Annotated in this window: 21 protein-coding genes; 13 read left to right on the top strand and 8 right to left on the bottom strand. The window is 73.0% G+C overall.

Features of this window, described 5'->3' with window-relative positions:
* The first annotated feature begins 7 nt into the window (after nt 1-7).
* Nucleotides 8-931 carry a LysR family transcriptional regulator gene (locus ACZ7HT_RS28570; protein ID WP_471171194.1) on the top strand — a complete coding sequence of 308 codons (924 nt, stop codon included), beginning with the start codon at nt 8-10 and terminating at the stop codon, nt 929-931.
* Nucleotides 932-956: 25 nt separating this feature from the next.
* Here the strand turns inward: ACZ7HT_RS28570 and ACZ7HT_RS28575 are convergent, their stop codons facing one another.
* Nucleotides 957-2,801, bottom strand: coding sequence for a serine hydrolase domain-containing protein (locus tag ACZ7HT_RS28575; protein WP_471171195.1), 1,845 nt, complete (start codon nt 2,799-2,801; stop codon nt 957-959).
* Nucleotides 2,802-2,927: 126 nt separating this feature from the next.
* Between ACZ7HT_RS28575 and ACZ7HT_RS28580 the strand changes: the two genes are divergently transcribed.
* Both ACZ7HT_RS28580 and ACZ7HT_RS28585 read left to right on the top strand, forming a co-directional pair.
* Complete coding sequence (locus tag ACZ7HT_RS28580; protein ID WP_471171196.1) at nt 2,928-4,040, top strand: NAD(P)H-dependent flavin oxidoreductase; 1,113 nt, start codon at nt 2,928-2,930, stop codon at nt 4,038-4,040.
* A complete protein-coding gene (locus ACZ7HT_RS28585; RefSeq protein WP_471171197.1) occupies nt 4,037-5,587 on the top strand; it encodes an acyl-CoA synthetase in 1,551 nt (516 codons plus the stop codon). Before ACZ7HT_RS28580 ends, ACZ7HT_RS28585 begins: the two co-directional genes overlap by 4 nt.
* Nucleotides 5,588-5,636: 49 nt before the next feature.
* Here the strand turns inward: ACZ7HT_RS28585 and ACZ7HT_RS28590 are convergent, their stop codons facing one another.
* Nucleotides 5,637-5,996, bottom strand: coding sequence for a hypothetical protein (locus ACZ7HT_RS28590; protein ID WP_471171199.1), 360 nt, complete (start codon nt 5,994-5,996; stop codon nt 5,637-5,639).
* A 194-nt stretch (nt 5,997-6,190) separates the two neighbouring features.
* On the opposite strand from ACZ7HT_RS28590, the gene ACZ7HT_RS28595 reads away from it, so the two are divergent.
* Nucleotides 6,191-7,297, top strand: coding sequence for a calcium:cation antiporter (locus ACZ7HT_RS28595; protein ID WP_471171200.1), 1,107 nt, complete (start codon nt 6,191-6,193; stop codon nt 7,295-7,297).
* Here ACZ7HT_RS28595 and ACZ7HT_RS28600 read toward each other — a convergent pair.
* Complete coding sequence (locus ACZ7HT_RS28600; RefSeq protein ID WP_471171201.1) at nt 7,287-9,689, bottom strand: penicillin acylase family protein; 2,403 nt, start codon at nt 9,687-9,689, stop codon at nt 7,287-7,289. The genes ACZ7HT_RS28595 and ACZ7HT_RS28600 overlap by 11 nt on opposite strands.
* Before the next feature lie 156 nt (nt 9,690-9,845).
* On the opposite strand from ACZ7HT_RS28600, the gene ACZ7HT_RS28605 reads away from it, so the two are divergent.
* Nucleotides 9,846-11,357, top strand: coding sequence for a fatty acyl-CoA synthetase (locus ACZ7HT_RS28605; protein ID WP_471171202.1), 1,512 nt, complete (start codon nt 9,846-9,848; stop codon nt 11,355-11,357).
* Here the strand turns inward: ACZ7HT_RS28605 and ACZ7HT_RS28610 are convergent.
* On the bottom strand, nt 11,348-11,731 hold the full coding sequence (locus tag ACZ7HT_RS28610; protein ID WP_471171203.1) for a VOC family protein: 384 nt from the start codon (nt 11,729-11,731) through the stop codon (nt 11,348-11,350). The genes ACZ7HT_RS28605 and ACZ7HT_RS28610 overlap by 10 nt on opposite strands.
* Nucleotides 11,732-11,754: 23 nt before the next feature.
* The gene (paaK, locus tag ACZ7HT_RS28615; protein WP_471171204.1) at nt 11,755-13,041 is read right to left on the bottom strand and encodes a phenylacetate--CoA ligase PaaK; all 1,287 of its coding nucleotides are present in this window, start codon (nt 13,039-13,041) and stop codon (nt 11,755-11,757) included.
* A 284-nt stretch (nt 13,042-13,325) separates the two neighbouring features.
* On the opposite strand from paaK, the gene ACZ7HT_RS28620 reads away from it, so the two are divergent.
* A complete protein-coding gene (locus tag ACZ7HT_RS28620) occupies nt 13,326-14,747 on the top strand; it encodes a family 2B encapsulin nanocompartment shell protein (protein ID WP_471171205.1) in 1,422 nt (473 codons plus the stop codon).
* 71 nt (nt 14,748-14,818) lie between these two features.
* Nucleotides 14,819-15,604 (top strand): GNAT family N-acetyltransferase, encoded by a 786-nt coding sequence (locus ACZ7HT_RS28625; protein ID WP_471171206.1) that lies wholly within the window; start codon nt 14,819-14,821, stop codon nt 15,602-15,604.
* Between the two features lie 6 nt (nt 15,605-15,610).
* Here the strand turns inward: ACZ7HT_RS28625 and ACZ7HT_RS28630 are convergent, their stop codons facing one another.
* A complete protein-coding gene (locus ACZ7HT_RS28630; RefSeq protein WP_471171207.1) occupies nt 15,611-15,952 on the bottom strand; it encodes an ArsR/SmtB family transcription factor in 342 nt (113 codons plus the stop codon).
* Nucleotides 15,953-16,100: 148 nt separating this feature from the next.
* Here ACZ7HT_RS28630 and ACZ7HT_RS28635 point away from each other — a divergent pair, with 148 nt between their 5' ends.
* Complete coding sequence (locus ACZ7HT_RS28635) at nt 16,101-17,105, top strand: zinc-dependent alcohol dehydrogenase family protein (protein WP_471171209.1); 1,005 nt, start codon at nt 16,101-16,103, stop codon at nt 17,103-17,105.
* Nucleotides 17,106-17,130: 25 nt separating this feature from the next.
* On the opposite strand, the gene ACZ7HT_RS28640 is transcribed toward ACZ7HT_RS28635, so the two are convergent.
* Nucleotides 17,131-17,946: a pentapeptide repeat-containing protein gene (locus ACZ7HT_RS28640; protein ID WP_471171211.1), complete on the bottom strand. Its 816-nt coding sequence runs from the start codon at nt 17,944-17,946 to the stop codon at nt 17,131-17,133.
* Nucleotides 17,947-18,076: 130 nt separating this feature from the next.
* Between ACZ7HT_RS28640 and ACZ7HT_RS28645 the strand changes: the two genes are divergently transcribed.
* Nucleotides 18,077-19,597 carry an alpha/beta fold hydrolase gene (locus tag ACZ7HT_RS28645; RefSeq protein WP_471171213.1) on the top strand — a complete coding sequence of 507 codons (1,521 nt, stop codon included), beginning with the start codon at nt 18,077-18,079 and terminating at the stop codon, nt 19,595-19,597.
* Here the strand turns inward: ACZ7HT_RS28645 and ACZ7HT_RS28650 are convergent.
* Nucleotides 19,594-21,225 (bottom strand): acyl-CoA synthetase, encoded by a 1,632-nt coding sequence (locus ACZ7HT_RS28650; RefSeq protein WP_471171214.1) that lies wholly within the window; start codon nt 21,223-21,225, stop codon nt 19,594-19,596. The two genes, ACZ7HT_RS28645 and ACZ7HT_RS28650, sit on opposite strands and share 4 nt — an antisense overlap.
* A 172-nt stretch (nt 21,226-21,397) precedes the next feature.
* Here ACZ7HT_RS28650 and ACZ7HT_RS28655 point away from each other — a divergent pair, with 172 nt between their 5' ends.
* The 4 genes from ACZ7HT_RS28655 to ACZ7HT_RS28670 all read left to right on the top strand — a co-directional run bounded on the left by ACZ7HT_RS28655 (nt 21,398) and on the right by ACZ7HT_RS28670 (nt 25,807).
* Entirely contained in the window at nt 21,398-22,198 is an 801-nt protein-coding gene (locus tag ACZ7HT_RS28655; protein ID WP_471171216.1) for a crotonase/enoyl-CoA hydratase family protein, read from the top strand.
* Nucleotides 22,199-22,630: 432 nt separating this feature from the next.
* A complete protein-coding gene (locus ACZ7HT_RS28660) occupies nt 22,631-23,593 on the top strand; it encodes a Zn-ribbon domain-containing OB-fold protein (protein WP_471171217.1) in 963 nt (320 codons plus the stop codon).
* The gene (locus tag ACZ7HT_RS28665; protein WP_471171218.1) at nt 23,590-24,648 is read left to right on the top strand and encodes a thiolase domain-containing protein; all 1,059 of its coding nucleotides are present in this window, start codon (nt 23,590-23,592) and stop codon (nt 24,646-24,648) included. The genes ACZ7HT_RS28660 and ACZ7HT_RS28665 overlap by 4 nt, the downstream gene beginning before the upstream one ends.
* Nucleotides 24,641-25,807: a thiolase domain-containing protein gene (locus ACZ7HT_RS28670; protein WP_471171219.1), complete on the top strand. Its 1,167-nt coding sequence runs from the start codon at nt 24,641-24,643 to the stop codon at nt 25,805-25,807. The genes ACZ7HT_RS28665 and ACZ7HT_RS28670 overlap by 8 nt, the downstream gene beginning before the upstream one ends.
* The last annotated feature ends 20 nt before the right edge of the window (nt 25,808-25,827 follow it).

The raw sequence follows: 25,827 nt of genomic DNA on the forward strand, positions 1-25,827 counted from the left end.
TAGGGGCATGATCGAAGCGCGGCGGTTGCACATCCTCCGTGCGGTGGCCGACCACCGCACGGTCACGGCGGCGGCCGCCGCGCTCTATCTCACCCCTTCCGCCGTCTCCCAGCAGCTCGCCGCCCTGGAGCAGGAGACGGGCCACCGCCTGGTGGACCGCAGCGCCCGGGGCGCGCGCCTCACCCCGGCCGGCGAGATCCTGCTCAGCCACGCCAACGCCGTGCTCGCCCAGTTGGAGCGCGCCGAGGCCGAGCTCGCCGCCTACGGCTCCGGCGACGCCGGTACGGTCACGGTCGCCGCGTTCGCCACCGGCATCGGGCTCGTGGTGGCCCCCGCCATCGCGGCCCTCGCCCGCACCGCGCCCGGCATCCGGGTCCGGGTCCGGGACGCGGAGGGCGACGAGAGCCTGCTCATGGTCCTGGACCGGCAGGTGGACGTGGCCGTCGCCGTCGAGTACCGGGGCGCACCGGGCGAGGACGACGCCCGCCTCACCCGCGTCCCGCTCTACGCCGAGCCGTTCGACGCGGTCCTGCCGCCCGGCCACCCCCTGGCGGCCGGCGGACGGGTCGCGCTCGCCGACCTCGCCAGGGACACCTGGATCGGGCAGTCCACCGGCAACCCCTGCCACGACGTGACCGTCCTGGCCTGCGAGTACGCCGGGTTCGCCCCGCACTTCGCGCATGTCTCCGACGACTTCCGGGCCGTCGCCGCCCTCGCCTCGGCCGCCGCCGGAGTGGCGCTCGTGCCGCGCTCGGCGCTGCGCGGAATGGACCTCTCCGGCGTCGAGGTCCGCCCCGTGGACGGGGTCGCCCCCACCCGCCGGGTCTTCGCGGCGGTACGGCGCGGAGCAGAGGAGCACCCCCTGATCAGCCCGCTCCTGACGGAACTCCGCACGGCGGCGGCACCGGAACGGGCGGACGCCGAGCACTGACTGGCCCGGGGGCATAGAGGGCGGCTCAGTCCGCCGACGCCGTCCACCCCACCGCCTCCACCCGCGCCCGGTCCGCCGGCCGGGCCTCGTCGAAGAGCGGGAACCCGGCCGCGTCGAGGACCCGCAGCCCGTCCACGTACACCCCGCGTCCGACGTACCGCTTGTCCGTCGCGTACCGCCAGCGCAGCCGTACGGGGAGGGTTCCGGGCTCCGGGACCTCGGCCGTGAGCCGGTGCCAGACCCGGCCGGACCAGCCGCTCACCGCCCCGTTCGGGTGCGGCCGTGGCTCCTCTCCGGGGCGTACGGTGACGAACGGCACCGGCTCCCAGGTCGCCCCGCCGTCCCGGGAGGCCTCCAGGAGGGCGGTGTCCGCGCCCGGTTCGGTGTCCCACCACAGCGCGCACGCGAAGCGGGCGGCGCCCGGCACCGGGGGCAGGGTGAGCGTGCCGACGGCGCCGCTGTCCATGCCGGAGAACCAGGACGTTCGGCCGCGGGCGGGTCGCACCGGCACGGCCCTGGCCAGCCGGTCCGCGGTGGCGACGCGCGGCGCGGAGCCGGAGCGCCAGCCGCGCACCGGGTGCACGGAGTTGCCGAGCACGATCAGGAACGTGTCGGTCGTGGGGTCGAGGACGAGGCTCGTACCGGTGAAGCCGGTGTGCCCGGCCGTGCGCGGGGTGGCCATCGCGCCCATGTACCAGTGCTGGTAGAGCTCGAAGCCGAGCCCGTGCTCGTCGCCGGGGAAGGCGGTGTTGAAGTCGGTGAACATCAGCTCCACCGAGGCGGGGGAGAGGATGCGGGCCCGGCCGTACGCGCCGCCGTTGAGCAGGGTGCGGGCGAGGATCGCGAGGTCCCAGGCGCGGGAGAAGATCCCGGCGTGGCCGGCGACGCCGCCGAGGGCGTAGGCGTTCTCGTCGTGGACCTCGCCGTGGACCATGCCCCGGTCGAGGCCGGACCAGGGCGGCCGGGCGTCCTCGGTGGCGGCGATCTCCGGCCGCCAGGAGAGCGGTGGATTGAAACGAGTGCGGTGCATCCCGAGCGGAGCGGTGATCTCGTGGTGGAGCAGGGTGTCCAGACCGCGACCGGTGATCTCCTCCAGGATCAGCTGGAGGGAGATCAGGTTGAGGTCGGAGTAGAGGTACGCGGAGCCCGGCGGGTGCGCGGGGGTCTCCGCCCACAGCAGCCGCAGCTTCCCCTCCCGCGTCGGCTCCCGGTAGAGCGGGATCCAGGACCGGAACCCGGAGGTGTGCGTGAGCAGCTGCCGTACGGTGACGTCCTGCTTCCCGCCGCCGCCGAACTGCGGCAGGTACGCGGTGACCCGCGCCTCCAACTCCAGCGCCCCGCGCTCGATCTGCTGCACCGCCAGGATCGACGTGAACAGCTTGGAGACCGACGCCAGGTCGAAGACGGTGTCCTCGGTCATCGGGATCCGCCGTTCCTCCGGCAGCTCGATCCCCGTGTCGGTCTTCTCGTCGTACGCCGCGTACCGCACGGCCGAGCCGATCGCCCGGTGCAGGGCGACGGTCCCGCCCCGCCCGGCGAGCAGGACGGCGCCCGCGTACCAGGGATGAGCGGGGGACGGCCCGAGGAAGCGCTCGGCCTCCGCGACGAGCCCGTCCAGATGCGGCGCGAGCAGCCCGGCCCGCTCCGCCGAGCCCCGCCGCAGCGTGGTACGCCGCGCGGCCGATCCCGGCCCCGGCCGAGGTCCGGCCGCAGCCGCAGCCGCAGCCGAAGCGGAAGCCGAAGCCGCAGCTGAAGCCGAGGCCGTCGCCCCCGGTACCGCACCGACCATCAGCGCACCTCCGAAGGCCAGCACCCCGCCGCCGAACACACGGCGGCTCGGCCCTCCGTCTCGTACCGCATCCTCCGTCATGCCCACCCTCTCCCACGAGGAGCGCCGGCGAAACACAGACGCACCGGACGCACCGGACCCAAAGAATCTGACGATGCATCAGAAAACCTCTTCCCTCCGCCGCGCCGCTGCGGCATCCTGCCGCCCATGGAGACGGAGCTGAGTCGCACCCTGGGAATCGAGCACGCCATCTTCGGCTTCACGCCCTTCCCCGCGGTGGCCGCCGCACTCACCAGAGCCGGCGGGTTCGGCGTCCTCGGCGCGGTCCGCTACACCGCGCCCGAGGACCTCGCCCGCGACCTCGACTGGATGCAGGAGCACACCGACGGCCTGCCCTACGGCCTCGACGTCGTGATGCCCGCGAAGAAGGCGGTCGAGGGGGTGACCGAGGCCGAGATCGAGGCCATGATCCCCGAGGAGCACCGGGCGTACGTCCGCGCCACGCTCGCCAAGCACGGCGTCCCCGAACTCGCCGAGGGCGAGGCCTCCGGCTGGCGGATCACCGGCTGGATGGAGCAGGTCGCGCGCAGCCAGCTCGACGTGGCCTTCGACTACCCCATCAAGCTCCTCGCCAACGCCCTCGGCTCACCGCCGCCCGACGTCGTCGCCCGCGCCCACGACCACGGCGTCCTGGTCGCCGCCCTGGCCGGCAGCGCCCGCCACGCCCGCCACCACGCCGACGCCGGGATCGACGTCGTCGTCGCCCAGGGGTACGAGGCGGGCGGCCACACCGGCGAGATCGCCTCCATGGTCCTCACCCCCGAGGTCGTCGACGCCGTCTCCCCGCTGCCCGTCCTCGCCGCCGGCGGCATCGGCAGCGGGGAGCAGATCGCCGCCGGACTCGCCCTCGGCGCCCAGGGCGTCTGGCTCGGTTCGATCTGGCTCACCACCACCGAGGCCGAACTGCACTCCCGCGCCCTCACCGCCAAGCTGCTCGCCGCCGGCTCCGGCGACACGGTCCGCTCCCGCGCCCTGACCGGCAAGCCCGCCCGGCAGCTCCGTACCGAGTGGACCGACGCCTGGGACGACCCGGCGGGACCCGGCCCGCTCCCCATGCCCCTCCAGGGACTCCTGGTCGCCGAGGCCGTCTCCCGTATCCAGAAGTACGAGGTCGAACCGCTCCTCGGCACCCCGGTCGGGCAGATCGTCGGCCGGATGAACTCCGAGCGCAGCGTCCAGCAGGTCGTCGACGAGCTCACCCGCGGCTTCGAGAAGGCCGTCGACCGCATCAACCGCATCGCCGGACGGAGCACCCCGTGACTCAAGGTCCCACCGGATTCTGGGCCCAGGCCGCCGCCGACCCCGGCCGTACGGTCCTCGTCGCAGCCGACGGCGAGGAGTGGAGCGCCGGCCGGCTGCACGCCGAGGCGAACCGCCTCGTCCACGGGCTGCGCGCCGCCGGCCTCGAACGCGGCGACGCGTTCGCCGTCGTCCTGCCCAACGGCCCCGAGTTCTTCACCGCCCATCTCGCCGCCACCCAGGCCGGGTTCTACCTCGTGCCCGTCAACCACCACTTCGTCGGCCCCGAGATCGCCTGGATCGTCGCCGACTCCGGCGCCAAGGTCCTGGTGGCGCACGAGCGGTTCACCGAGGCCGTGACCCTCGCCGCCGACGAGGCCGGCCTCGCGCCCACCCACCGGTACGCCGTCGGCACGATCCCCGGCTTCCGCCCGTACGCCGAACTGCTCGACGGACAGGACGGATCCGCGCCCGGGGACCGCACCCTCGGCTGGGTCATGAACTACACCTCCGGCACCACCGGCCGGCCCCGGGGCATCCGCCGCCCGCTGCCCGGGAAGCTCCCCGAGGAGACCCATCTCGGCGGCTTCCTCGGCATCTTCGGCATCCGGCCCGCCGAAGGCAACGTCCATCTCGTCTGCTCGCCGCTCTACCACACGGCCGTGCTCCAGTTCGCCGCCGCCGCCCTGCACATCGGCCACCCGCTCGTCCTCATGGACCGGTGGGCGCCCGAGGAGATGCTCCGGCTCATCGACCGGTACTCCTGCACCCACACCCACATGGTCCCCACCCAGTTCCACCGCCTCCTCGCCCTCCCCGTGGAGGTACGGGAGCGGTACGACGTCTCGTCCATGCGGCACGCCCTCCACGGCGCAGCGCCCTGCCCCGAGCACGTCAAGCGGGCGATGATCGACTGGTGGGGCCGCTGCGTCGAGGAGTACTACGCGGCCAGCGAGGGCGGCGGCGCCTTCGCGACCGCCGAGGAGTGGCTCAAGCGGCCGGGGACCGTCGGCCGGGCGTGGCCCATCAGCGAACTCGCCGTCTTCGACGACGACGGGAAGCGGCTGCCGCCGGGCGAACTCGGCACCGTCTACCTCAAGATGAACACCGGCGGCTTCCAGTACCACAAGGACGAGGCGAAGACCGCGAAGAACCGCATCGGGGACTTCTTCACCGTCGGCGACCTCGGCGTCCTCGACGAGGACGGCTACCTCTTCCTCCGCGACCGGAAGATCGACATGATCATCTCCGGCGGGGTCAACATCTACCCCGCCGAGATCGAGGCGGCCCTGCTCGCCCACCCCGCCGTCGCGGACGCCGCCGCCTTCGGGATCCCGCACGCCGACTGGGGTGAGGAGGTCAAGGCGGTCGTCGAGGCGGCCGAGGGGCACGAGCCGGGCGACGCGCTCGCCGCCGAGATCCTGGCCCACTGCGCAGACCGCCTCGCCGGGTTCAAACGCCCGAAGTCGGTCGACTTCGTCACGGCCATGCCGCGCGACCCGAACGGCAAGCTGTACAAACGCCGCCTCCGCGACCCGTACTGGGAGGGCCGCGAGCGCCCGCTGTGACCGTGGGAGCCCCGCGTCCGGAGGATCGGGCGCGGGGCTCACGGGCTCGTCAGGAGCTGAAGTAGACCCAGTCGTCGGCCTGGCTCGGCTCGACCCACACGTACTGGCCGGGGCGGGCGTAGTTGCCGGTGCAGTTGCCGCTGGTCCAGAAGTTGACGTGCACGTTGCCCTTCCACCACCAGCCGGAGAGGGCATTGTCCACGTCGGGCGTGTAGAAGCAGTGGGTGATGTAGTCCCCGTTCTGGTTGATGCCGTAGGCGCTGATGGAGTAGACGGTGCCGAGGGAGTCGTGGAAGTTCAGCTGCTGGCCGTTGCCGCCGGCGGAGGCGGGTCCTGCGCCCAGGAAGGCCAGGGAGGCGGTCGCGGCGATGGTGCCCGCGGCGGTGATGAGCTTGCGCCTGATGCTCAAGGGGGTCCCCTCCGTGAATGGTGCCCGAACGTCCGTTCGGATGAGGTGATCTTACTGCGCGGCGCCAACGCGCATGTGATGTTCGGGCGTTCATCTCGCGCGCCGGGTTTCCGGCCCGGAGTGCTCGGTGCGGCCGGCCGGCAGGGCTCCGGCCGAAAGAGGTGAAAACGCCCTCTTGTGGCAATATGCGGATCATGAGTTCGACGGTTACGGCAAGGGCACGGCAGTGGACCACCTGGGGGCCGGTGGTGGCGGCGCTTGTGCTCGCCCTCGCCTGGGGGCGCGAGCTCCCGGGCTTCGCGGTGGGGATCGTCGTCGTCTGTCTGTTCGCCGGGGTGCTCTCGGCCGTCCATCACGCCGAGGTCATCGCCCACCGCATCGGCGAACCCTTCGGCTCGCTCGTCCTCGCCGTGGCCGTCACCGTCATCGAGGTCGGACTGATCGTCATGCTGATGATCGGAGGCGGCGACAAGGCGACGAGCTACGCCCGGGACACGGTCTTCGCCGCCGTCATGATCACCTGCAACGGCATCGTCGGCCTCTCCCTGCTCGTCGGCGCGCTGCGCAACCGGATCGCCGTCTTCAACGCGGAGGGCTCCGGCGGCGAGCTCGCGATCGTCTGCACCCTCGCGACCATGACGCTGGTCCTGCCGACCTTCACGACGAGCCACCCGGGCCCCGAGTTCTCCGCCGCCCAGCTCGCCTTCGCCGCCGTCTCCTCGCTCCTCCTCTACGGGGTGTTCGTCACCGTCCAGACGGTCCGGCACCGCGACTACTTCCTGCCCGTGCCACGGCCTGACCGGGGGATCCCGGAGTCGGCGGACGAGCACGCGGCGCCGCCCACCGCCCGCGACGCCTGGTTCAGCCTCGGCCTGCTCGTGGTCGCCCTCGTCGCCGTCGTCGGCAACGCCAAGCTCGTCTCGCCCACCATCGAGGACGCCGTCGCGGACGCGGGCCTGCCCAAGGCGGTCGTCGGTGTCGTCATCGCCCTGATGGTGCTGCTTCCCGAGACGCTCGCCGCCGTGCGCGCGGCGAGCCGGGACCGCATGCAGACCAGCATGAACCTGGCGTACGGCTCGGCCATCGCCAGCATCGGCCTGACGATCCCCTCGATCGCGCTGGCCTCGATCTGGCTGGACGGGCCCCTGATCCTCGGCCTGGGGCCCCTCCACCTGGTGCTGTTCGTGCTCACGGCCGTGGTGAGCGCCCTGACGGTGGTGCCGGGACGGGCCACCCTCCTCCAGGGCAGCGTCCACCTCTCGATCTTCGCGGCCTTCGTGTTCCTGTCGTTCAGCCCCTGACGACCTCCACCTTCAGCGCGGGCGAGCGCAGGACGTCCTTCTCGCAGAACCGGGAGGTCACCCAGCGCTCGCCCGCGAACAGCCGGGTCTGGTCGCTGTAGTGCGGGGACGCCGGGTTCGACGACTGGGAGTACGAGAGCAGGGTGCGGGCCACCGGGCACCGGCCGCCGTCCCAGCCCACCGCCTGCACGTGGCTGGTTCCGTGCGCGACCTCCACATAGCCGCCGCCCGCCGCGTTCCACACGGGCTCGGCCTTGTTCCAGACGCCCAGTGACTCGGTCCCGCCGCTCACCGGGATCCGCTCCCCGTTCCGTACGACGAACTGGTGGGCGCCGAGCGGCGCGTCCAGCGCGATGCCCGCCGCCCGCAGCTCCGCCGCCGCGTCCGCGAGGGCCTTGCCGAACTCCGGGAGGCCGGTGTTCAGGGTGTTCGGGGTGCGGACCGGGTCCGCCGCCGAGAACGGCACCTTCCACTGGTCGGCCGGCTTCACCGTGCCGGTGAACTTCCGCCAGAACCGGTCGAAGAGCAGCGCGCCCCGGCTGTCGGTGTTCACCGTCCGGTCCCAGGCCCCGATCACCCGGCAGACCTCCGGGTCCTCCGGCAGCGCCGACGCGCAGGCCTTCGCCGCGTCGGCGGCCCCCATGTCACCGGCCGGGGCGCGGTTGGCGAACTGCTGGCGCTGGAGATCGGCCACCGTGAGCCGGCCCCGGTCCGCCATCGCCGCCACGTCCTCGATCCCGCCCCGGGTGCGCAGCGAGCGCGGTGTCGCGACCGTGCCGAAGACCCGCTCGTAACCGGTCAGCGGCCGCTCGGCGTTGGCCAGCCAGGCGCTGTCGTTGGAGTTCTCCAGGTACGGGGCGTCCCGCAGGACCGGCATCCGCGCCGGGCCGAACACGCCCGGCTGCACCGCGTCCGGGTCGGAGCCGAGCGCGCAGTCCGACCGCGAGCCGTCGAGCACGGCGACGCCCGAGGCCGGGTAGGTGGCCCGTCCGAGCGGGGTGGAGCAGCGCGCGGCGAGCTCGTCGGTGATCCGGGGGAGCACCTGCGACTGGGTGAAGAGGGAGTGTCCGGCGGAGTCAGCTGCGATCGTGTTGACCCAGGGCAGGCCCTGCGTGCGCTTCAGGGTGTCGACGATGTCCTGCGTGGACCGGGCCTTGCCGAAGCCGAGCGCGGTGTCGGAGCCGCGCAGGTTGGCGGCGTTGGGGTCGTTCAGCGCGTACGCCGTGGTCGCGGTCCACGGCAGGGGCAGCTGCGCCCCGAGGCCGCCGACGACCGGCCCGTACCGGGTCCACCACTGGGTACGGGTGACGGGCGCGCCGTCCTTCACCGCCACCGTCACCGCGCGCGGGGTCATCCGCTCCGGCTTCCCGTCCACCAGATAGGCGGTCGGGTCGCCGGGCGCGAGCGTCAGCTGGTGCAGGCTGAGGGGGACGCCGGTGGCGACGGTGTGGCTCCAGGCGACCTTGTCGTTGAAGCCGATGTTGACGACGGCCGTGCCGAGGAGCGAGGCGCCGGAGACGTTCAGCTCGCCCGGGATGGTCTGCTGCGACTGCCAGAACCGGCGGCCGCCCTGCCACGGGTAGTGCGGGTTCCCCAGGAGCAGCCCGCGCCCGTTCGCCGTCGCGGCGCCGGAGAAGGCGACGGCGTTGGAGCCCATCGTGGCGTTCTCGGGAGCGAACAGCTCGCGCGCCGCCTCGGCCGTACGGGTCGGGTCGGGCTCTTCGGGTGAGAGGCCCGCGCGCGCGACGCCCGGGGCCGAGGCCGGCGGCCGGGCGGCGGTGATGCCGTCGACGGCCCTGCCCTGCCCGCCGAGCACCGAGACGGCGAAGCCGCGCCGGGCCACGTCGAGCGCGGTGACCGGGCGGACCCAGTCGGCGTCCGCGCAGGCCGGGTCGGTGATCCGGTTCTTCCGCAGCCAGGCGTTGTAGCCGGCCGCCCAGCCGCGCATCAGCTCCTTCAGGTCGCGGCTCGGCCCCGCCGGTGCCGGGGTGGCGAGCAGCTCCTCGACCGTGCCCGCGTCCTTCACGCCACGGAAGTACAGGTCGCTGGAGAGGTTCGTGCCGGCGGAGGAGAGCGAGCCGTCGGGGGCCGCGTCCGGGCCGAAGTACCGGGAACGTTCGCCGTTCACGGTCAGGAAGCCGTCGGCGAGGACGCAGACCTGGTCGGCGGCCTGGGCCCAGCCCGTGCCGAAACCGAGGTTCGCGTAGTCCCTGGCCACGATGTGGGGAATGCCGTATTCGGTGGAGCGGATGACGGCCGACAGGCCACGGTCGGACGGGCGGTCGCCCCGGTCCCCGGAGTCGGCGGCCGCCGCGCCGGGCAGCAGGGCCGTGACGACGGCGAGGGCGGCGCCGGCGAGCGCTGTGTGTTTCAGACGGGTGCGGAGGTGCAAGATGCCTCCCAACGGGCGGACGGGCACTGCGGATCGGACCATGCACGCAGCTGCCCGCCCCCGTGTCAACATCCCGTTCGGTATCCGAGGTCCGGTCATGCGGGGCGCGCCGCACGGTACTTGACCTTCCGTACGTCACCCGCCGAGGATCACCGCATGGATCGACTCCTCAGCCGTACCGTCGACGGTGTCCTGCGCGCGAGCGCCCGGCGCGTGCCCGACCGGATCGCCCTCCGGTACGCCGACCGGACCTGGACGTACGCGGAGCTGGACGCGGCCGTCACCACCGCCGCAGCCGTGCTGCGGGAGCCGCACCACGGCCTCGCCCTGCCGGAGTACGCCCGGGTCGCCACGTACGGCCACAACTCGGACGCGTACCTCATCGCGTTCCTCGCCTGTGCCCGGTCCGGGCTGGTCCACGTGCCGGTCAACCACCATCTGACCGGCGAGGACCTCGCGTACGTCCTGGAGCAGTCGGACAGCTCGCTCGTGCTCGCCGACCCCGCCCTCGCCGACCGGATCCCCGGGGGCTTCGCGGTCAAGACGCTGCGGGACGCGCCCGGTTCACTGCTCGACGCCCTCGCGGAACCGGAGGAGTACCTCACCGACCGCGACGCCCGCGACCTCGCCCAGCTGCTCTACACCTCGGGCACCACCGCACTCCCCAAGGGCGCGATGATGACCCACCTCGCCCTCGCCCACGAGTACGCGAGCGCGATCGAGGCCCTCGACCTGAGCGAGGACGACCGGCCGGTGCACGCGCTGCCGCTCTACCACTCGGCGCAGACGCACGTCTTCCTGCTGCCCTACCTCGCCGTCGGCGCCGAGAACACCATCGTCGACGCACCCGACGCGGCCGCCCTGTTCGACCTGATCGAAGCCGGCCGCTGCGACAGCTTCTTCGCCCCGCCGACCGTCTGGATCGGCCTCGTCAACCACCCTGACTTCGCCGCCCGCGACCTCTCGGCCCTCCGCAAGGCCTACTACGGGGCCTCGATCATGCCCGTCCCCGTCCTGGAGCGGCTGCGCGCCCGGCTGCCCGGGCTCGCCTTCTACAACTGCTTCGGCCAGTCGGAGATCGGACCGCTCGCCACCGTCCTCGGCCCCGACGAGCACGAGGGCAGGATGGACTCCTGCGGCCGCCCCGTGCGCCACGTCGAGGCCCGCGTCGTCGGCGAGGACGGCGAGGACGTCCCCGACGGCACGCCGGGGGAGATCGTCTACCGCTCCCCGCAGCTGTGCGAGGGCTACTGGCGCAAGCCCGACGAGACCAAGGAGGCCTTCCGGGGCGGCTGGTTCCACTCCGGGGACCTCGCGGTCCGCGACGCCGAGGGCTACCTCACGATCGTCGACCGGGTGAAGGACGTCATCAACTCCGGTGGCGTGCTCGTCGCCTCACGCCAGGTCGAGGACGCGCTCTACACCCACCCCGGGGTCGCGGAGGTGGCCGTGATCGGCCTCCCCGACGAGCGGTGGATCGAGGCGGTCACGGCCGTCGTCGTCCCGCGCGGGGACGTCACCGAGGCCGAACTCCTCGGCCACGCCCGGGAGAAGCTCGCCCACTTCAAGGCGCCGAAGCGCGTCTTCCTCGTGGACGCGCTTCCCCGCAACGCCAGCGGCAAGATTCTGAAGAGGGACCTGAGGGACCGCTTCGGCGGTCAGCTCTGACCCTTCTCCTCCATCACGCAGAGGATGTTGCCCTCACTGTCCTTGAACCAGGCGCCCCGCAGGGTGTCCGTCTCGGCCACGCCGTCGACCGTCTTGATCTCGGGGAGGTCGTACTCCTCGAAGGTGACGCCCTTGTCGCGCAGCTGCTTCATCTCGCCGTCGAGGTCGTCGACCTTCCAGCTCGCCAGCGTATGGCCGGCCTCGCCGCCGTAGGGCGTCTCGTAGAGGCCGATGGCCGTGCCTCCGAACTCATACCTGGTGTCCTCGGGCGTCTCCTTCGTGAGGGGAAGTCCGAGGGTCTCCGAGTAGTACCGCTTGGCCCGGGTCATGTCCTTGACCGGAATGATCGCGACTATGGGGGAGTCCGACAGCATCGCAACCACCTCCTCCCTCCAGGCTACGCGCCCCGGAGGTCCACGATCCGCTTGATCTTGCCCACCGAGCGCTCCAGCGTCTCCGGGGCGACGACCTCCACGGCCACCGAGACCCCGACCCCGTCCTTCACCGCCGCCGCGATCGCCCGCGCCGCCTCCGCGTGCTCCTCCGGCGTCGCGTCCGGGCGGGCCTCGGCCCGCACGGTCAGGGCGTCGAGCCGGCCCTCGCGGGTCAGCCGCAGCTGGAAGTGGGGCGCCACGCCCGGGGTGCGGAGCACGATCTCCTCGATCTGGGTGGGGAAGAGGTTCACCCCGCGCAGGATGATCATGTCGTCGCTGCGTCCGGTGACCTTCTCCATCCGGCGGAAGACCCGCGCGGTCCCCGGCAGCAGACGGGTGAGGTCGCGGGTGCGGTAGCGGATCACCGGCATCGCCTCCTTGGTGAGCGAGGTGAAGACCAGCTCGCCCTCCTCCCCGTCGGGCAGCACCTCACCGGTGAACGGGTCCACGATCTCCGGGTAGAAGTGGTCCTCCCAGATGTGCAGGCCGTCCTTGGTCTCCACGCACTCCTGCGCCACGCCGGGGCCGATGACCTCCGACAGGCCGTAGATGTCGACCGCGTCGATCGCGAACCGCTCCTCGATCTCCTTGCGCATCTCCTGCGTCCACGGCTCCGCGCCGAAGACGCCCACCTTCAGCGAGGTCGACCGCGGGTCCACGCCCTGCCGTTCGAACTCGTCGAGCAGCGTCAGCATGTACGAGGGGGTCACCATGATGATGTCGGGCCGGAAGTCCTGGATGAGCTGCACCTGGCGGGCGGTCATGCCGCCGGACGCCGGGATCACCGTGCAGCCGAGGCGCTCCGCGCCGTAGTGGGCGCCGAGACCGCCGGTGAACAGGCCGTAGCCGTACGCCACGTGGACCTTGTGCCCGGGGCGCGCCCCGGCCGCGCGCAGCGAGCGGGCCACCACGTCGGCCCACATGTCGAGGTCGCCGTCGGTGTAGCCGACGACGGTCGGCCGGCCGGTGGTGCCGCTGGAGGCGTGGATGCGCCGGATGCGGGACTGGTCGACGGCGAACATGCCGAAGGGGTAGTGGTCGCGCAGGTCCGACTTGGCGGTGAACGGGAAGCGGGCCAGGTCCGCGAGCGTACGGCAGTCGTCCGGGGTCAGCCCGGCCGCGTCGAAGGACCGCCGGTAGAAGTCCACGTTCTCGTACGCGTGGCGCAGGGTCGCGCGCAGCCGCTCCAGCTGGAGGGCCGCCAGTTCCTCGCGCCCGAGCCGTTCGCCGCTGTCCAGCAGTTCCGTCATGCGCCACTCCTCCTGTCGTAAAACGGACTACCGATCATTCGGTTGATCCGCTCCGGGCCAGTAAAACCGGAGGTACCGGGGGTTTGGCAAGGGGGTGGACGAACCTTTCCCGACCGTGCGACCGCCCGGACGGCGGAGCGCGCACGGCGCTCGCGGGGCGGCCGCCGCCACGCGGCGCTCCCACCCGTTCGCGCCGCACCCGGATGAGGGACACCACCGTGCGTTACACCTGGACGCGGAGAGTGACGTACGAGTCCGCGAACGCCCCAGAAAGCGAGTCATTCATGTCGGTCGACACCGAGCCCGCGGCCACCCCGCCCGCCATCGAGCTCCGCCAGGTCCAGCTCAGCCTCAGCACCGCAGCCGCCCGCAACCTCGCCACCACCACCAAGTCCGAACCCCAGATGCAGGGCATCAGCTCCCGCTGGCTGCTCCGCACCCTCCCCTGGGTCCACACCCCCGGCGGCGTCTACCGGGTCAACCGGCGGCTCTCGTACGTGGTCGGCGACGGCCGCGTCACCTTCGTCAAGAGCGGCTCCCGGGTCGAGGTCATCCCCGCCGAGCTGGCCGAACTCCCGCTGCTGCGCGGCTTCGACGACCCCACCGCGCTCGGCGCGCTCGCCGACCGCTTCGTCCAGCAGGAGTACGAGCCGGGCCAGGTCGTCGTGGAGGCCGGCGGGAGCGCCGACCACGTCTACCTCATCGCCCACGGCAAGATCGAGAAGCTCGGCACCGGACAGTACGGCGACGAGACCGCCCTCGGCATGCTCGGCGACGGCGACACCTTCGGCGGCCAGGTGCTCGCCGGGGACGCGACCTGGGACTTCACCGCCAAGGCCGTCACCGCCGTCACCCTCCTCGCGCTGCCGCGCACCGCCTACCTGGCCGTGGCCGAGCAGTACACGAGCCTCCGCGACCACGTCCAGGGCGGCGGTGCCAACGGCCACCAGCGCGCCACCAACCTGTTCGGCGAGGCGGCCATCGAGCTCAGCGCCGGCCACATCGGCGAGGCCGTGCTGCCCCACGCGTACGCGGACTACGAGCTCCGGCCGCGCGAGTACGAACTCAGCGTCGCCCAGACCGTTCTGAAGGTCCACACCCGCGTCGCCGACCTCTACAACCAGCCGATGAACCAGACGCAGCAGCAGCTCCGCCTGACGATCGAGGAGCTCCGCGAGCGCCAGGAGCACGAGCTCGTCAACAACCCCGAGTTCGGTCTGCTCCACAACGCCGACTTCGACCAGCGCATCCAGACCCACTCGGGCCCGCCGACCCCGGACGACCTAGACGACCTGCTCAGCATGCGCCGCGACACCGACTACCTCTTCGCCCACCCCAAGGCGATCGCCGCCTTCGGCAAGGAGTGCAACAAGCGCGGTCTCGTGCTCGGCACGGTCGACGTCGAGGGACGCCCGGTCCCGGCCTGGCGCGGGGTCCCCATCCTGCCCTGCGGGAAGATCCCGGTCACCGACCGGCAGAGCTCCTCGATCATCGCCGTCCGCACCGGCGAGAACAACGAGGGCGTCATCGGCCTCCACCAGACCGGCCTGCCCGACGAGATCGAGCCCAGCCTCAACTGCCGCTTCATGGGCATCGACGAGAAGGCGATCATCTCCTACCTCGTCTCCGCCTACTACTCCGCCGCCATCCTCGTCCCGGACGCGGTCGGCGTCCTGGAGAACGTCGAGGTGCGTCCGCGCGCCTGACCCGCCGGCCGGGCGGGGCGCGGGGCAAATCCCGTTGCCCGGCGCCGGACGCGGGTGCTGGAGTGTCCCGCATGGAACCCCAGCACCTGCGCGACCTCTACGACCTCCAACTGCGCCGCGAGGCCCGCTCCGACGGGCCCGGCTGCCGCGTCGAGCGCGTCGGCGCCGTCGTCCGCCACACCGGTCCCGCACACGTGTGGAACGGCGTCCTCTGGTCCGGGCTCGACGCGCACGACGGGCCCGGCGCGGACGCCGCGATCGCCGCGCAGATCGCGCACTACCGCGCCGCCGGCCTGTCCTTCGAGTGGAAGCTGTACGCGCACGACACCCCCGCCGACCTCGGCGACCGGCTCCTCGCGGCGGGCCTCACCTCCGAGGACCCCGAGACCGTGATGGTCGCCGAGGCCGCCTCCCTGCCCCGCGAGGTTCCGCTCCCGGAGGGCGTCGAACTCCACGCGGTCACCGACGAGACCGGGGTCCGCCAGCTGGTCGAGGTGCACGAGAAGGCCTTCGGCAGGGACGGCTCCCGCCTCGGCCGCGCGCTCCTCGACCAGCTCGCGGCCGACCCCGGCACGGTCGCCGCCGTCGTCGCCCTCGCCGAGGGAGAACCCGTCAGCGCCGCCCGCATGGAGCTGTACCCCGGCACGGACTTCGCGGGCCTCTGGGGCGGCGGCACCGTCGAGGGCTGGTGCGGCCGCGGCCTCTACCGCGCCCTGGTCTCCCACCGTGCCCGCATCGCCGCCGAACGGGGCCACCGCTACGTCCAGGTCGACGCGGCGGACACCAGCCGCCCGATCCTCCAGCGCCTCGGCTTCCTGGCGCTGACGACCACGACGCCGTACGTGTACGAGGTCTGAGGCCGCCTACCCCTGGCCGTGGGCGGTCACCACGGCCTGCAGGAGGCCCGGGAAGCGCTCCTCGAACTCCTCGCGGCGCAGCGTGTTCAGGCGGGACGTCCCCGCGTAGTGCTGGCGGATGAGGCCGGCCTCACGCAGGACGTGGAAGTGGTGGGTGGCCGTGGACTTGCTGACCGGCAGCTCGATGGTCCCGCAGGCCAGGTCCTCGCCCGCCGCGTACAGCTCGGCGACGATCCGTCGCCTGACCGGGTCGACCAGCGCCTCCAGGACCTGCTGCAGGCCGATCTCGCGCAGGTCGGGGTGGGGCGGGACGCGGTCCCGTCGGCCGGTGCCTGTCACTGCTCTCATCCTCGTGTCGCCTCCGGGAGCATCGTACGACAGGCGTCGAAGTTTCATGAGCGTCGAAGTTTGACAGCGGTCGAACCTTGCGCTTGGCTGGGGCAGGGCGGCGGAGCGGTCCGCGCGCCGCCGGCGCCGAGCGGGGAGGGGAAGCCCGATGAGCAAGGCCAGGACAGTGCGGTTCCACGAGTACGGCGGTCCGGAGGTGCTCCGGCTGGAGGACGTGGAAGTGGGCGAGCCCGGCCCCGGCGAAGTCCTCCTCCGCGTGGAGGCCATCGGCCTCAACCGCGCCGAGGCGCTCTTCCGCGGCGGGCACTACATCGAACCGGCACGACGCTTCCCCGCCCGCCTCGGCCTGGAGGCGGCGGGTGTCGTCGAGGCCCTCGGGGAGGGGGTCGGCGGGCTCGCCGTCGGGCAGGCGGTGAGCGTCGTGCCCTCGTTCTCCATGAACGACCACGGCGTCTACGCCGAGCGCGCGGTCGTCCCGGCCTCCTCCCTCGTGCCCCGCCCCGAGGGACTCGGCCCCGTCGAGGGCGCCGCCGTGTGGATGCCGTACGTCACCGCGTACGGCGGACTCGTCGAGGTCGGCGGGATGCGCGCGGGCGACACCGTCGTCCTGACCGGGGCCTCCAGCAGCGTCGGCCTGGCCGCGATCAGGACCGCGCACCGGATCGGCGCCACACCCCTCGCCACCACCCGCACCCGGGCCAAGAAGGACGCCCTGCTCAAGGCGGGGGCGGCCGAGGTGATCGTCACCGAGGAGGAGGACGTCGCCGAGCGGGTGCGGGACCTCACGGACGGGCGCGGCGCCGATCTCGCCTTCGACGGCGTCGCGGGACCAGGCCTCACCGGCCTCGTCAGGTCCGTCGCCCCCGGCGGCACCGTGCTGCTCTACGGAGCCGTGAGCGGGCTGCCGACCCCGTACCCCGGCTTCGACCTCGGGATGCCCGCCGTCTCCCTCCGGACCTACACCATGCCGGAGACGACCAGGGACCCGGAGCGACTGCGCCGGGCCCGCGCCTTCGTCGAGTCCGGACTGCGCACCGGCTTCTTCGAACCCGCTGTGGACCGCACCTTCACCCTCGACGAGATCGTCGCGGCGCACCACGCCATGGAGGCCGGCCACCAGGTCGGCAAGATCGTCGTGACCGTGCCCCACTAGGGCCCGTCAGGCGGATCAGGGCCGGTCAGGCCGTCCAGTGCGCGGGGCGGTCGAAGCCCTCCGGGAGGCGGGTCGCGGCGTTTCCGCGCGCCGAGTTCAGCTGGGGCTGCGTCAGGAACAGCGCGCCCGTCAGGTCCGCGTCCGACAGATCGGCGTCCCGCAGGTCGGCGCCGATCAGGTCCGCGAGCGACAGGTCCGCGCCCGTCAGGTCGGCGGCGATGAGCAGCGCCCCGCGCAGGTCCGTGCCCCGCAGCTTCGCCCCGCGCAGCCGCTTGCCGATCAGGTCCGCCCCGCGCCGGCTCTTCGGCCGCCCGCCGGCCGTGGCGCGGACCAGCTCGCTCGTCCGCAGGAGCAGCGGATTGACCTCGGCGCGCACGGCGCCCACGTCCAGCTTCTCCAGGCCGTCCGGCGTGCCCCCGGTGAGCTCCTCGACGCGGGCCAGCGCGGCCCGCAGCTCGGCGTGGAGCGGGCGGGCCGTCCGCAGCGCCAGGGCCTCCGTGAGGTAGCGCAGCAGCTCGTGCAGCTGGCGCACCACCGGGAACACCTCGTACATCTGCCGGGCCGTCTCCGGAGCCTCGCGCCAGGACACGCCGCCGAAGGTCACCTGGGAGACCTGCTGGCCGGCGCCGAAGCAGTCGTACACCGTGCAGCCCTGGAAACCGCTCGGCCGCAGCCGTGTGTGGATCCCGCAGCGGAAGTCCTCCTGGAGGTTCCGGCAGGGCTCGCCCGACGACTTGTTCACGGCGAAGTCGGCCGACTTGGCGAAGGGCAGCGCCACACAGCACAGACCGAAGCAGTTCGCGCAGTCGCCGCGCAGGGCGGATTCCCGGGTGTCGGGCACGGTGGAACGGTTCCTTCGCAGTTCGGGGACGGCCCTCCACCGTATCGCGCCGCCGTCCCGCCGCTCCCGGCATGGCGCTCACGGCGAAACCGATTGCGAAGATCCACCGCGGCCGGTGAGGATCGACGGCATGCCGACGTTCACGACCTATGACGGGACCGAGCTCGCCTACCGCGTCCACGGGGAGGGGGAGCCGCTGGTCTGCCTGGCGGGCGGGCCGATGCGCGACGCCCGCTACCTCGGGGACCTCGGCGGACTCGCCGCCCACCGCAGCCTCGTCCTGCTCGACGCCCGCGGCACCGGCGCGAGCGCCGCGCCCGCCGACCCCGGCACGTACCGCTGCGACCGGCAGGTCGGCGACGTCGAAGCCCTCCGCGCCCACCTCGGCCTGGACCGGATCGACCTCCTCGGCCACTCGGCCGCCGGCAACCTCGCCGTCCTGTACGCCGCCGCCCATCCCGAGCGGATCCGCTCCCTCGTCCTCGTCACCTCCCTCGGACGCGCCCTCGGCGTCGGGACCACCGACGAGGAGTGGGACAAGGCCGTCGAGGTCTTCGCCGACCGGGACTGGTACGCGGAGGCCAGGGCCGCCCTCGACGGCATCGGACCCGACACCCCGCTCCGGCGCGAGTACGAGATCACCGCCCCCTTCGCGTACGGCCGCTGGGACGCGGCCGCCCAGGAGCACGCGGCGGCCACCGGCCGGGAGACGAACTGGGAGGCCGCACCCGCCTACCACGGCGAGGGCGCCTACGACCCCGAGGCGACCCGCCGCGCGCTCGGCGCGCTCACCGCGCCCGTCCTGGTCGTGGCGGGCGAGTACGACGCGGGCCCGACGCCCGCCAAGGCGGCCGAGGGCGCAGCGCTCTTCCGGCACGCGGAGCTCGTCGTCCAGCCGGGCGCCGGACACGTCCCCTGGGTCGACGACGCGGACGCCTTCTCGCGCACCGTGGCCGCCTTCCTCGACCCGGCCGTCCGTACCGTCACCGTGGACGGCGTGCGCCTCGCCTACCGGGTGGCGGGACCCGAGGACGCCCGGCCCGTCGTCCTCGTCCACGGCCGCGGCGACGACAGCACGACCTGGACGGAGATCGCCGAGGACCTGGCCGCCGACCACCGGGTGTACGCGCCCGACCTGCGCGGCCACGGCCTGAGCGACCGGCCCGGCCGCTACGGCTTCGAGGACTTCCGCGACGAACTCGGCGGCTTCCTCAAGGCCCTCGGCCTCGCCGGCGCCACCGTCGTCGCCCACTCGATGGGCGCCGCCGCCGCCTACCTCCTCGCCCAGCGCGAACCCGCCCTGATCGGCCGCCTCGTCCTGGAGGAGGCACCCGCCTTCGTCCCCCTCGACCCGCCGCGGCCGGTGGCCGAACGGCCCGAGGGCCCCCTCGCCTTCGACTGGGGCATCGTCACGGACACCGACGCCCAGCTGAACGCCCCCGACCCGGCCTGGCGCGAGGGGCTCGCCGCGATCACGGCCCCCACCCTCGTCCTGGCCGGCGGCCCGACCAGTCACGCCCCTCAGGAGCAACTGGCCCTGCTCGCCGACCGCATCCCGGACGCCCGCTTGGTCACGATCGAGACCGGCCATCTCGTCCACCATGCCCGGCCGGCCGAATTCCTCGCGACCATCCGGGAGTTCGGGCTCTAGGCGCCTTCTCCCGCGTCCGCCTCCACCGCCACCGTGCGGGCCCAGCGGTAGTCCGCCTTGCCGCTGGGGGAGCGCTGGATGCGGTCGGTGAGGACCAGCTGGCGGGGGACCTTGTAGCCGGCCAGCTGCTGTCGGCAGTGGGTCTGGAGGGCCTCCAGGTCCAACGGACGGGCGTCCGGGCGGAGCTGGACGACCGCGGCGACGTGATTGCCCCAGCGTGCGTCCGGAACACCGGCGACCAGCGCGTCGTACACGTCGGGGTGCGACTTGAGCGCCTGCTCGACCTCCTCGGGGTACACCTTCTCGCCACCGGTGTTGATGCACTGCGAGCCACGGCCCAGGACGGTGACCACCCCGCTCTCGTCCACCGTCGCCATGTCGCCGAGCAGGACCCACCGCACCCCGTCCCGCTCGAAGAAGGTCTCGGCGGTCTTCGCCGGGTCGTTGTAGTAGCCGAGCGGGACGTGCCCGCGCTGCGCGAGCCGGCCGGTCTCGCCCGGCGCGACGGGGACGCGGGTCGCCGGGTCGACGACCTGGGTGCGCTCGTTGACGTGCAGCCGGAAGCCCTTGGCCGGGCCCGAGTCCTCGGTGGCCCGCCCGTTGGAACCCGACTCGGTGGAGCCGAAGTTGTTGAGCAGCGTGACGTTCGGCATGAGCTCCTGGAGCTGGGCCCGCACCGTCTCGGACATGATCGCCCCGGAGGACGAGAGGCTGAAGAGGGCGGAGAGGTCCGTGCCCCGCAGCGGTCCGCGCAGCGCGTCCACGAGCGGCCTCAGCATCGCGTCCCCGACCAGGGAGATGCTGGACACCTTCTCCTTCTCCAGGGTGCGCAGCACCTCCTCGGGCACGTACTTGCGGTGCAGGGCGACCCGCTGCCCGTAGTTGAGGGCGATGAACGCGGTCAGCGTGGAGGTGCCGTGCATGAGGGGCGGCGCGGGGAAGAAGGTGATGCCGGCGCCGCCGGCCGCGACCCGTTCCGCCAGCTCTTCGGGGCGCTTCACGGGCTCGCCCGCGGGGTCGCCGCCGAAGAGCCCCGCGAAGAACAGGTCCTCCTGGCGCCACAGGACACCCTTGGGCATGCCCGTCGTGCCGCCGGTGTAGATGATGAACAGGTCGTCGGGCGAGCGGGGGCCGAAACCGCGCTCCGGAGAACCGGAGGCCTCCGCGTCGGCGAACGGCACGCAGTCGAGCGCCGGAGCGTCCGCGGGAGGGGTCCCCACCCTCACGCGGTGCCGCAGCTTCTCCGTCTGCGGCAGCGCCGCCGCGACCCGGTCGGTGAACTCGGCGTCGAAGACGAGCGCGGCCAGGTCGGCGTCCCGGTAGAGGTAGACGAGCTCCTCCTCCACGTACCGGTAGTTCACGTTGACCGGCACGATCCGCGCCTTGAGGCAGGCGAGGACGGTCTGGAGGTACTCGACGCCGTTGTACAGGTGGAGGCCGAGGTGCTCGCCGGGCCGGATGCCCGCGTCGGTCAGGTGGTGCGCGATCCGGTTGGCGGCGGCGTCAAGGTCGGCGTAGGTGAGCCGCCGCTCCTCGCCGGTGCCCGGATGGTCGACGTACACCAGCGCCTCGCGGTCGGGGACCACGTCGACGACCGATTCGAACAGGTCGGCAAGGTTGTACTCCACCGTTCCTCCTGACCCCGGTTCGCTGGTTCACATGGACGTGGCGGTCATTAGAGCGCCGACCGCCCAACGGGGGAAGGGGGTGCGCAGAAGAATCTGACTGAGTGTCAGAAAACTATTGAACTGGACCCGCACCTCCTGCAACCTGTTCCAGAACTGGAGACGGGAGACCCCCATGGGCGGCACCGAACACCTCAGCGTCCGGCGCGAAGGCGCCACGCTCGTCCTCACCTTGAATAGGCCCGAGGCCAAGAACGCCCTCTCGCTGCCGATGCTCGTCGGCCTGTACGACGGCTGGCTGGAGGCCGACGCCGACGACACCGTCCGCTCGGTCGTCCTCACCGGTGCGGGCGGTTCCTTCTGCGCCGGCATGGACCTCAAGGCCCTGGCCGGAAAGGGAATGGAGGGCGAGCGGTACCGGGACCGGATGAAGGCCGACCCCGACCTGCACTGGAAGGCGATGCTCCGCCACCACCGCCCCCGCAAGCCCGTCATCGCGGCCGTCGAGGGGTACTGCGTCGCCGGCGGCACCGAGATCCTCCAGGGCACCGACATCCGGGTCGCCGCCGCCTCCGCCACGTTCGGCCTCTTCGAGGTTCGGCGGGGTCTCTTCCCGATCGGCGGCTCCACCGTCCGGCTGCCCCGGCAGATCGCCCGGACCCACGCCCTCGAAATGCTCCTCACCGGTCGGCCGTACAGCGCGGAGGAAGCCGCCGCGATCGGCCTCGTCGGCCGCGTCGTCCCCGACGGCACCGCCCTGGACGCCGCGCTCGACATCGCCGAGCGCATCAACGCGTGTGGGCCGCTCGCCGTCGAGGCGGTCAAGGCCTCGGTGTACGAGACGGCCGAGCTGAGTGAGACGGAGGGGCTGGCGGCCGAGCTGAAGAGGGGGTGGCCGATCTTCGACACGGCGGACGCGAAGGAGGGGGCGCGGGCGTTCGCGGAGAAACGACCGCCGCTGTACCGGAGGGAGTGAGCCCTTCCCCACCCCGCCCCTTCCTGAAACCGGGGGCTCCGCCCCCCGGACCCCGGTGGACGGGGCTCGGCTCCAGACCGGGGTGGACGGGGCTCTGCCCCCGCCCCCGGCAACGGGCTTCGCCCCCGCCCCCGTCAAACGGGCTTCGCCCCAGATCCCCGTCAAGGGGGCGCTGCGCCCGCCCCCTTCAACGGGGCTCCGCCCCCGACCCCGCGCCTCAAGCGCCGGCGGGGCTGAGGTTCCCTCCCAGCGGGCGGGAATTCAGCCCGCCCGGCGCTTGAGGGCGCGGCCGAAGGCCGTACGGGGTCCGGGGCGGAGCCCCAGCTACGGGAAGGGGCGGGGTGGGGGACAAGCCCCGCGCAGCGGCCCACCGCACCGCACCGCACCACACCGCACCCCACACCCGCCCACCCCCCCCAGAGGAGCCGTCCCATGACAACCGCCGCACCCCCACCCGACGCCCTCCACGCCCCCCTCGTCGTCGAGTTCCCCTTCACCCGGTCCCTCGGCCCCGTCCAGTCCGCCTTCCTCACCGGACTCCGCGAGCGCACCGTCCTCGGTGTGCGCACCGAGGACGGTGGCGTGCTCGTCCCGCCCGTCGAGTACGACCCCGCGACCGCCGCCGAGCTCCGCGAGCTCGTCGAGGTCGCCGCGACCGGCACCGTCACCACCTGGGCCTGGAACCCCGAGCCCCGCCCCGGGCAGCCCCTCGCGACCCCCTTCGCCTGGGTCCTCGTCCGTCTCGACGGCGCCGACACCGCCCTCCTCCACGCCCTCGACGCCCCCGGCCCCGAGGCCGTCCGCACCGGCCTGCGGGTGCGGATCCGCTGGGCCGCCGAACGGGCCGGCGCCATCACGGACATCGCCTGCTTCGAGCCGTACGAGAGCAGCCCGCAGGGCAGTACCACCGCGCACGACGGCCGGTTCGAGGAGCCCGTGACCGGCATCGTCACCCCCGCCCGCCTCGACTACACGTACAGCCCCGGCCGCGCCCAGACCCGCTATCTGCACGCGCTCGCCGAACGCCGCACCGTCGGCGAACGCTGCCCCTCCTGCGCCAAGGTGTACGTGCCGCCCCGCGGCGCCTGCCCCACCTGCGGCGTCGCCACCGCCGAGCAGGTCGAGGTCGGCCCCCGCGGCACCGTCACCACCTTCTGCATCGTCAACATCAAAGCGAAGAACCTGGCCATCGACGTGCCCTACGTCTACGCCCACATCGCCCTCGACGGCGCCGGGCTCGCCCTCCACGCCCGTATCGCCGGCATCCCCTACGACGAGGTCCGCATGGGCCTGCGCGTCGAACCCGTGTGGAGCGACGACGGCCGCTACCCCGACCACTACCGGCCCACCGGCGAGCCCGACGCCGACTACGACACGTACAAGGAGCTGCTATGAGCCGGGACCGGGACGTGGCGATCGTCGCCTTCGCCCAGAGCGACCACCGGCGGCACACCGACGACCTCTCCGAGGTCGAGATGGTGATGCCCGTGCTGCACGAGGTGCAGCGGCAGACCGGCCTGAAGGCCGCCGACATCGGCTTCACCTGCTCCGGCTCCTCCGACTACCTCGCCGGGCGCGCCTTCTCCTTCACCATGACCCTCGACGGCGTCGGCGCCTGGCCGCCGATCTCCGAGTCCCACGTCGAGGCCGACGGCGCCTGGGCCCTCTACGAGGCCTGGGTCAAGCTGCTCACCGGAGAGGCCGACACCGCCCTCGTCTACTCCTACGGCAAGTCCTCGCCCGGCTCCGTCCGCGACGTCCTCACCCGCCAGCTCGACCCGTACTACCTCGCCCCGCTGTGGCCCGACTCCGTCGCCCTCGCCGCCCTCCAGGCACAAGCCCTCGTCGACGCCGGGGACACCGACGAACCCGCCCTCGCCGCGATCGCCGCCCGCAGCCGCGAGGACGCCCGCACGAACCCCCACGCCCAGCTGCCCGGCGCCCGCCCCCAGGGTGGATACGCCGTCCAGCCCCTGCGTACGGGCGACTGCCCGCCCATCGGCGACGGCGCCGCCGCCGTGATCCTCGCCACCGGCGACCGGGCCCGCGAGCTGTGCGAGCGCCCCGCGTGGATCCGGGGCATGGACCACCGGATCGAGGCCCACTCCCTCGGCGTCCGCGACCTCACCGACTCGCCCTCCACCCGCCTCGCCGCCGAACGCGCCGGAGCCTTCGAACGGCCCGTCGACACCGCCGAACTCCACGCACCCTTCACCTCCCAGGAGGTCGTCCTGAGGAAGGCGCTCGACCTCGACGAGAGCGTGCGCGTCAACCCCTCCGGCGGCGCCCTCGCCGCCAACCCCGTCATGGCCGCCGGACTGATCCGGCTGGGCGAGGCCGCCGCCCGTATCCACCGCGGCGAGTCCGACCGCGCCCTCGCCCACGCGACCTCGGGCCCCTGCCTCCAGCAGAACCTCGTCGCCGTCCTGGAAGGAGACAGCCGTGGCTAAAGAGCCCGTCGCCGTCGTCGGCATCGGCCAGACCAAGCACGTCGCCGCCCGAAGGGACGTCTCGATCGCCGGACTCGTCCGCGAGGCCGCCCTCCGCGCCCTGGCGGACGCCGAGCTGACCTGGGCGGACATCGACGCCGTCGTCATCGGCAAGGCCCCCGACTTCTTCGAGGGCGTCATGATGCCGGAGCTCTACCTCGCCGACGCCCTCGGCGCGGTCGGCAAGCCCATGATCCGCGTCCACACGGCCGGATCCGTCGGCGGCTCCACCGCCCTCGTCGCCGCCAACCTGGTCTCCGCGCGCGTGCACCGGACCGTCCTCACCCTCGCCTTCGAGAAGCAGTCCGAGTCCAACGCCATGTGGGGCCTCTCCCTGCCCGTCCCCTTCCAGCAGCCCCTGCTCGCCGGCGCCGGCGGCTTCTTCGCCCCGCACGTGCGCGCGTACATGCGCCGCACCGGCGCCCCCGACACGATCGGCTCCCTCGTCGCGTACAAGGACCGGCGCAACGCTCTCAAGAACCCGTACGCCCACCTCCACGAGCACGACCTCACCCTGGAGAAGGTCCAGGCCTCCCCGATGCTCTGGGACCCGATCCGCTACTCCGAGACCTGCCCCTCATCGGACGGCGCCTGCGCCATGATCCTCACCGACCGTGCCGGCGCCGACCGCGCGCCGCATCGCCCCGCCTGGGTGCACGGCGGGGCGATGCGCAGTGAACCCACCCTCTTCGCGGGCAAGGACTTCGTCTCCCCGCGGGCCGGCCGGGACTGCGCCGCCGACGTCTTCCGGCAGGCCGGCATCACCGACCCGCGGCGGGAGATCGACGCCGTCGAGATGTACGTGCCGTTCTCCTGGTACGAACCCATGTGGCTGGAGAACCTGGGCTTCGCCGAGGAGGGCGAGGGCTGGAAGCTCACCGAGGCCGGGGTGACCGAACTCGGCGGCGACCTGCCCGTGAACCCCTCGGGCGGGGTCCTCTCCACCAACCCCATCGGAGCCTCCGGGATGATCCGCTTCGCCGAGGCCGCCCTCCAGGTACGGGGGGACGCCGGCGAGCACCAGGTCGACGGAGCCAGTCGGGCCCTCGGCCACGCCTACGGGGGCGGCGCCCAGTTCTTCTCCATGTGGGTCGTGGGGGATACCCCGCCCACCGGCTGAGCTGCCACGTGGTGGCCGGA

Source organism: Streptomyces sp. NPDC037410, assembly GCF_055602235.1.

Coding starts and splice junctions, on each gene's coding strand:
- ACZ7HT_RS28570 (WP_471171194.1), top strand. CDS start 8: ATGATCGAAGCGCGGCGGTTGCACATCCTCCGTGCGGTGGCCGACCAC.
- ACZ7HT_RS28575 (WP_471171195.1), bottom strand. CDS start 2,801: ATGACGGAGGATGCGGTACGAGACGGAGGGCCGAGCCGCCGTGTGTTC.
- ACZ7HT_RS28580 (WP_471171196.1), top strand. CDS start 2,928: ATGGAGACGGAGCTGAGTCGCACCCTGGGAATCGAGCACGCCATCTTC.
- ACZ7HT_RS28595 (WP_471171200.1), top strand. CDS start 6,191: ATGAGTTCGACGGTTACGGCAAGGGCACGGCAGTGGACCACCTGGGGG.
- ACZ7HT_RS28605 (WP_471171202.1), top strand. CDS start 9,846: ATGGATCGACTCCTCAGCCGTACCGTCGACGGTGTCCTGCGCGCGAGC.
- ACZ7HT_RS28610 (WP_471171203.1), bottom strand. CDS start 11,731: ATGCTGTCGGACTCCCCCATAGTCGCGATCATTCCGGTCAAGGACATG.
- paaK (WP_471171204.1), bottom strand. CDS start 13,041: ATGACGGAACTGCTGGACAGCGGCGAACGGCTCGGGCGCGAGGAACTG.
- ACZ7HT_RS28620 (WP_471171205.1), top strand. CDS start 13,326: ATGTCGGTCGACACCGAGCCCGCGGCCACCCCGCCCGCCATCGAGCTC.
- ACZ7HT_RS28625 (WP_471171206.1), top strand. CDS start 14,819: ATGGAACCCCAGCACCTGCGCGACCTCTACGACCTCCAACTGCGCCGC.
- ACZ7HT_RS28630 (WP_471171207.1), bottom strand. CDS start 15,952: ATGAGAGCAGTGACAGGCACCGGCCGACGGGACCGCGTCCCGCCCCAC.
- ACZ7HT_RS28635 (WP_471171209.1), top strand. CDS start 16,101: ATGAGCAAGGCCAGGACAGTGCGGTTCCACGAGTACGGCGGTCCGGAG.
- ACZ7HT_RS28645 (WP_471171213.1), top strand. CDS start 18,077: ATGCCGACGTTCACGACCTATGACGGGACCGAGCTCGCCTACCGCGTC.
- ACZ7HT_RS28655 (WP_471171216.1), top strand. CDS start 21,398: ATGGGCGGCACCGAACACCTCAGCGTCCGGCGCGAAGGCGCCACGCTC.
- ACZ7HT_RS28660 (WP_471171217.1), top strand. CDS start 22,631: ATGACAACCGCCGCACCCCCACCCGACGCCCTCCACGCCCCCCTCGTC.
- ACZ7HT_RS28665 (WP_471171218.1), top strand. CDS start 23,590: ATGAGCCGGGACCGGGACGTGGCGATCGTCGCCTTCGCCCAGAGCGAC.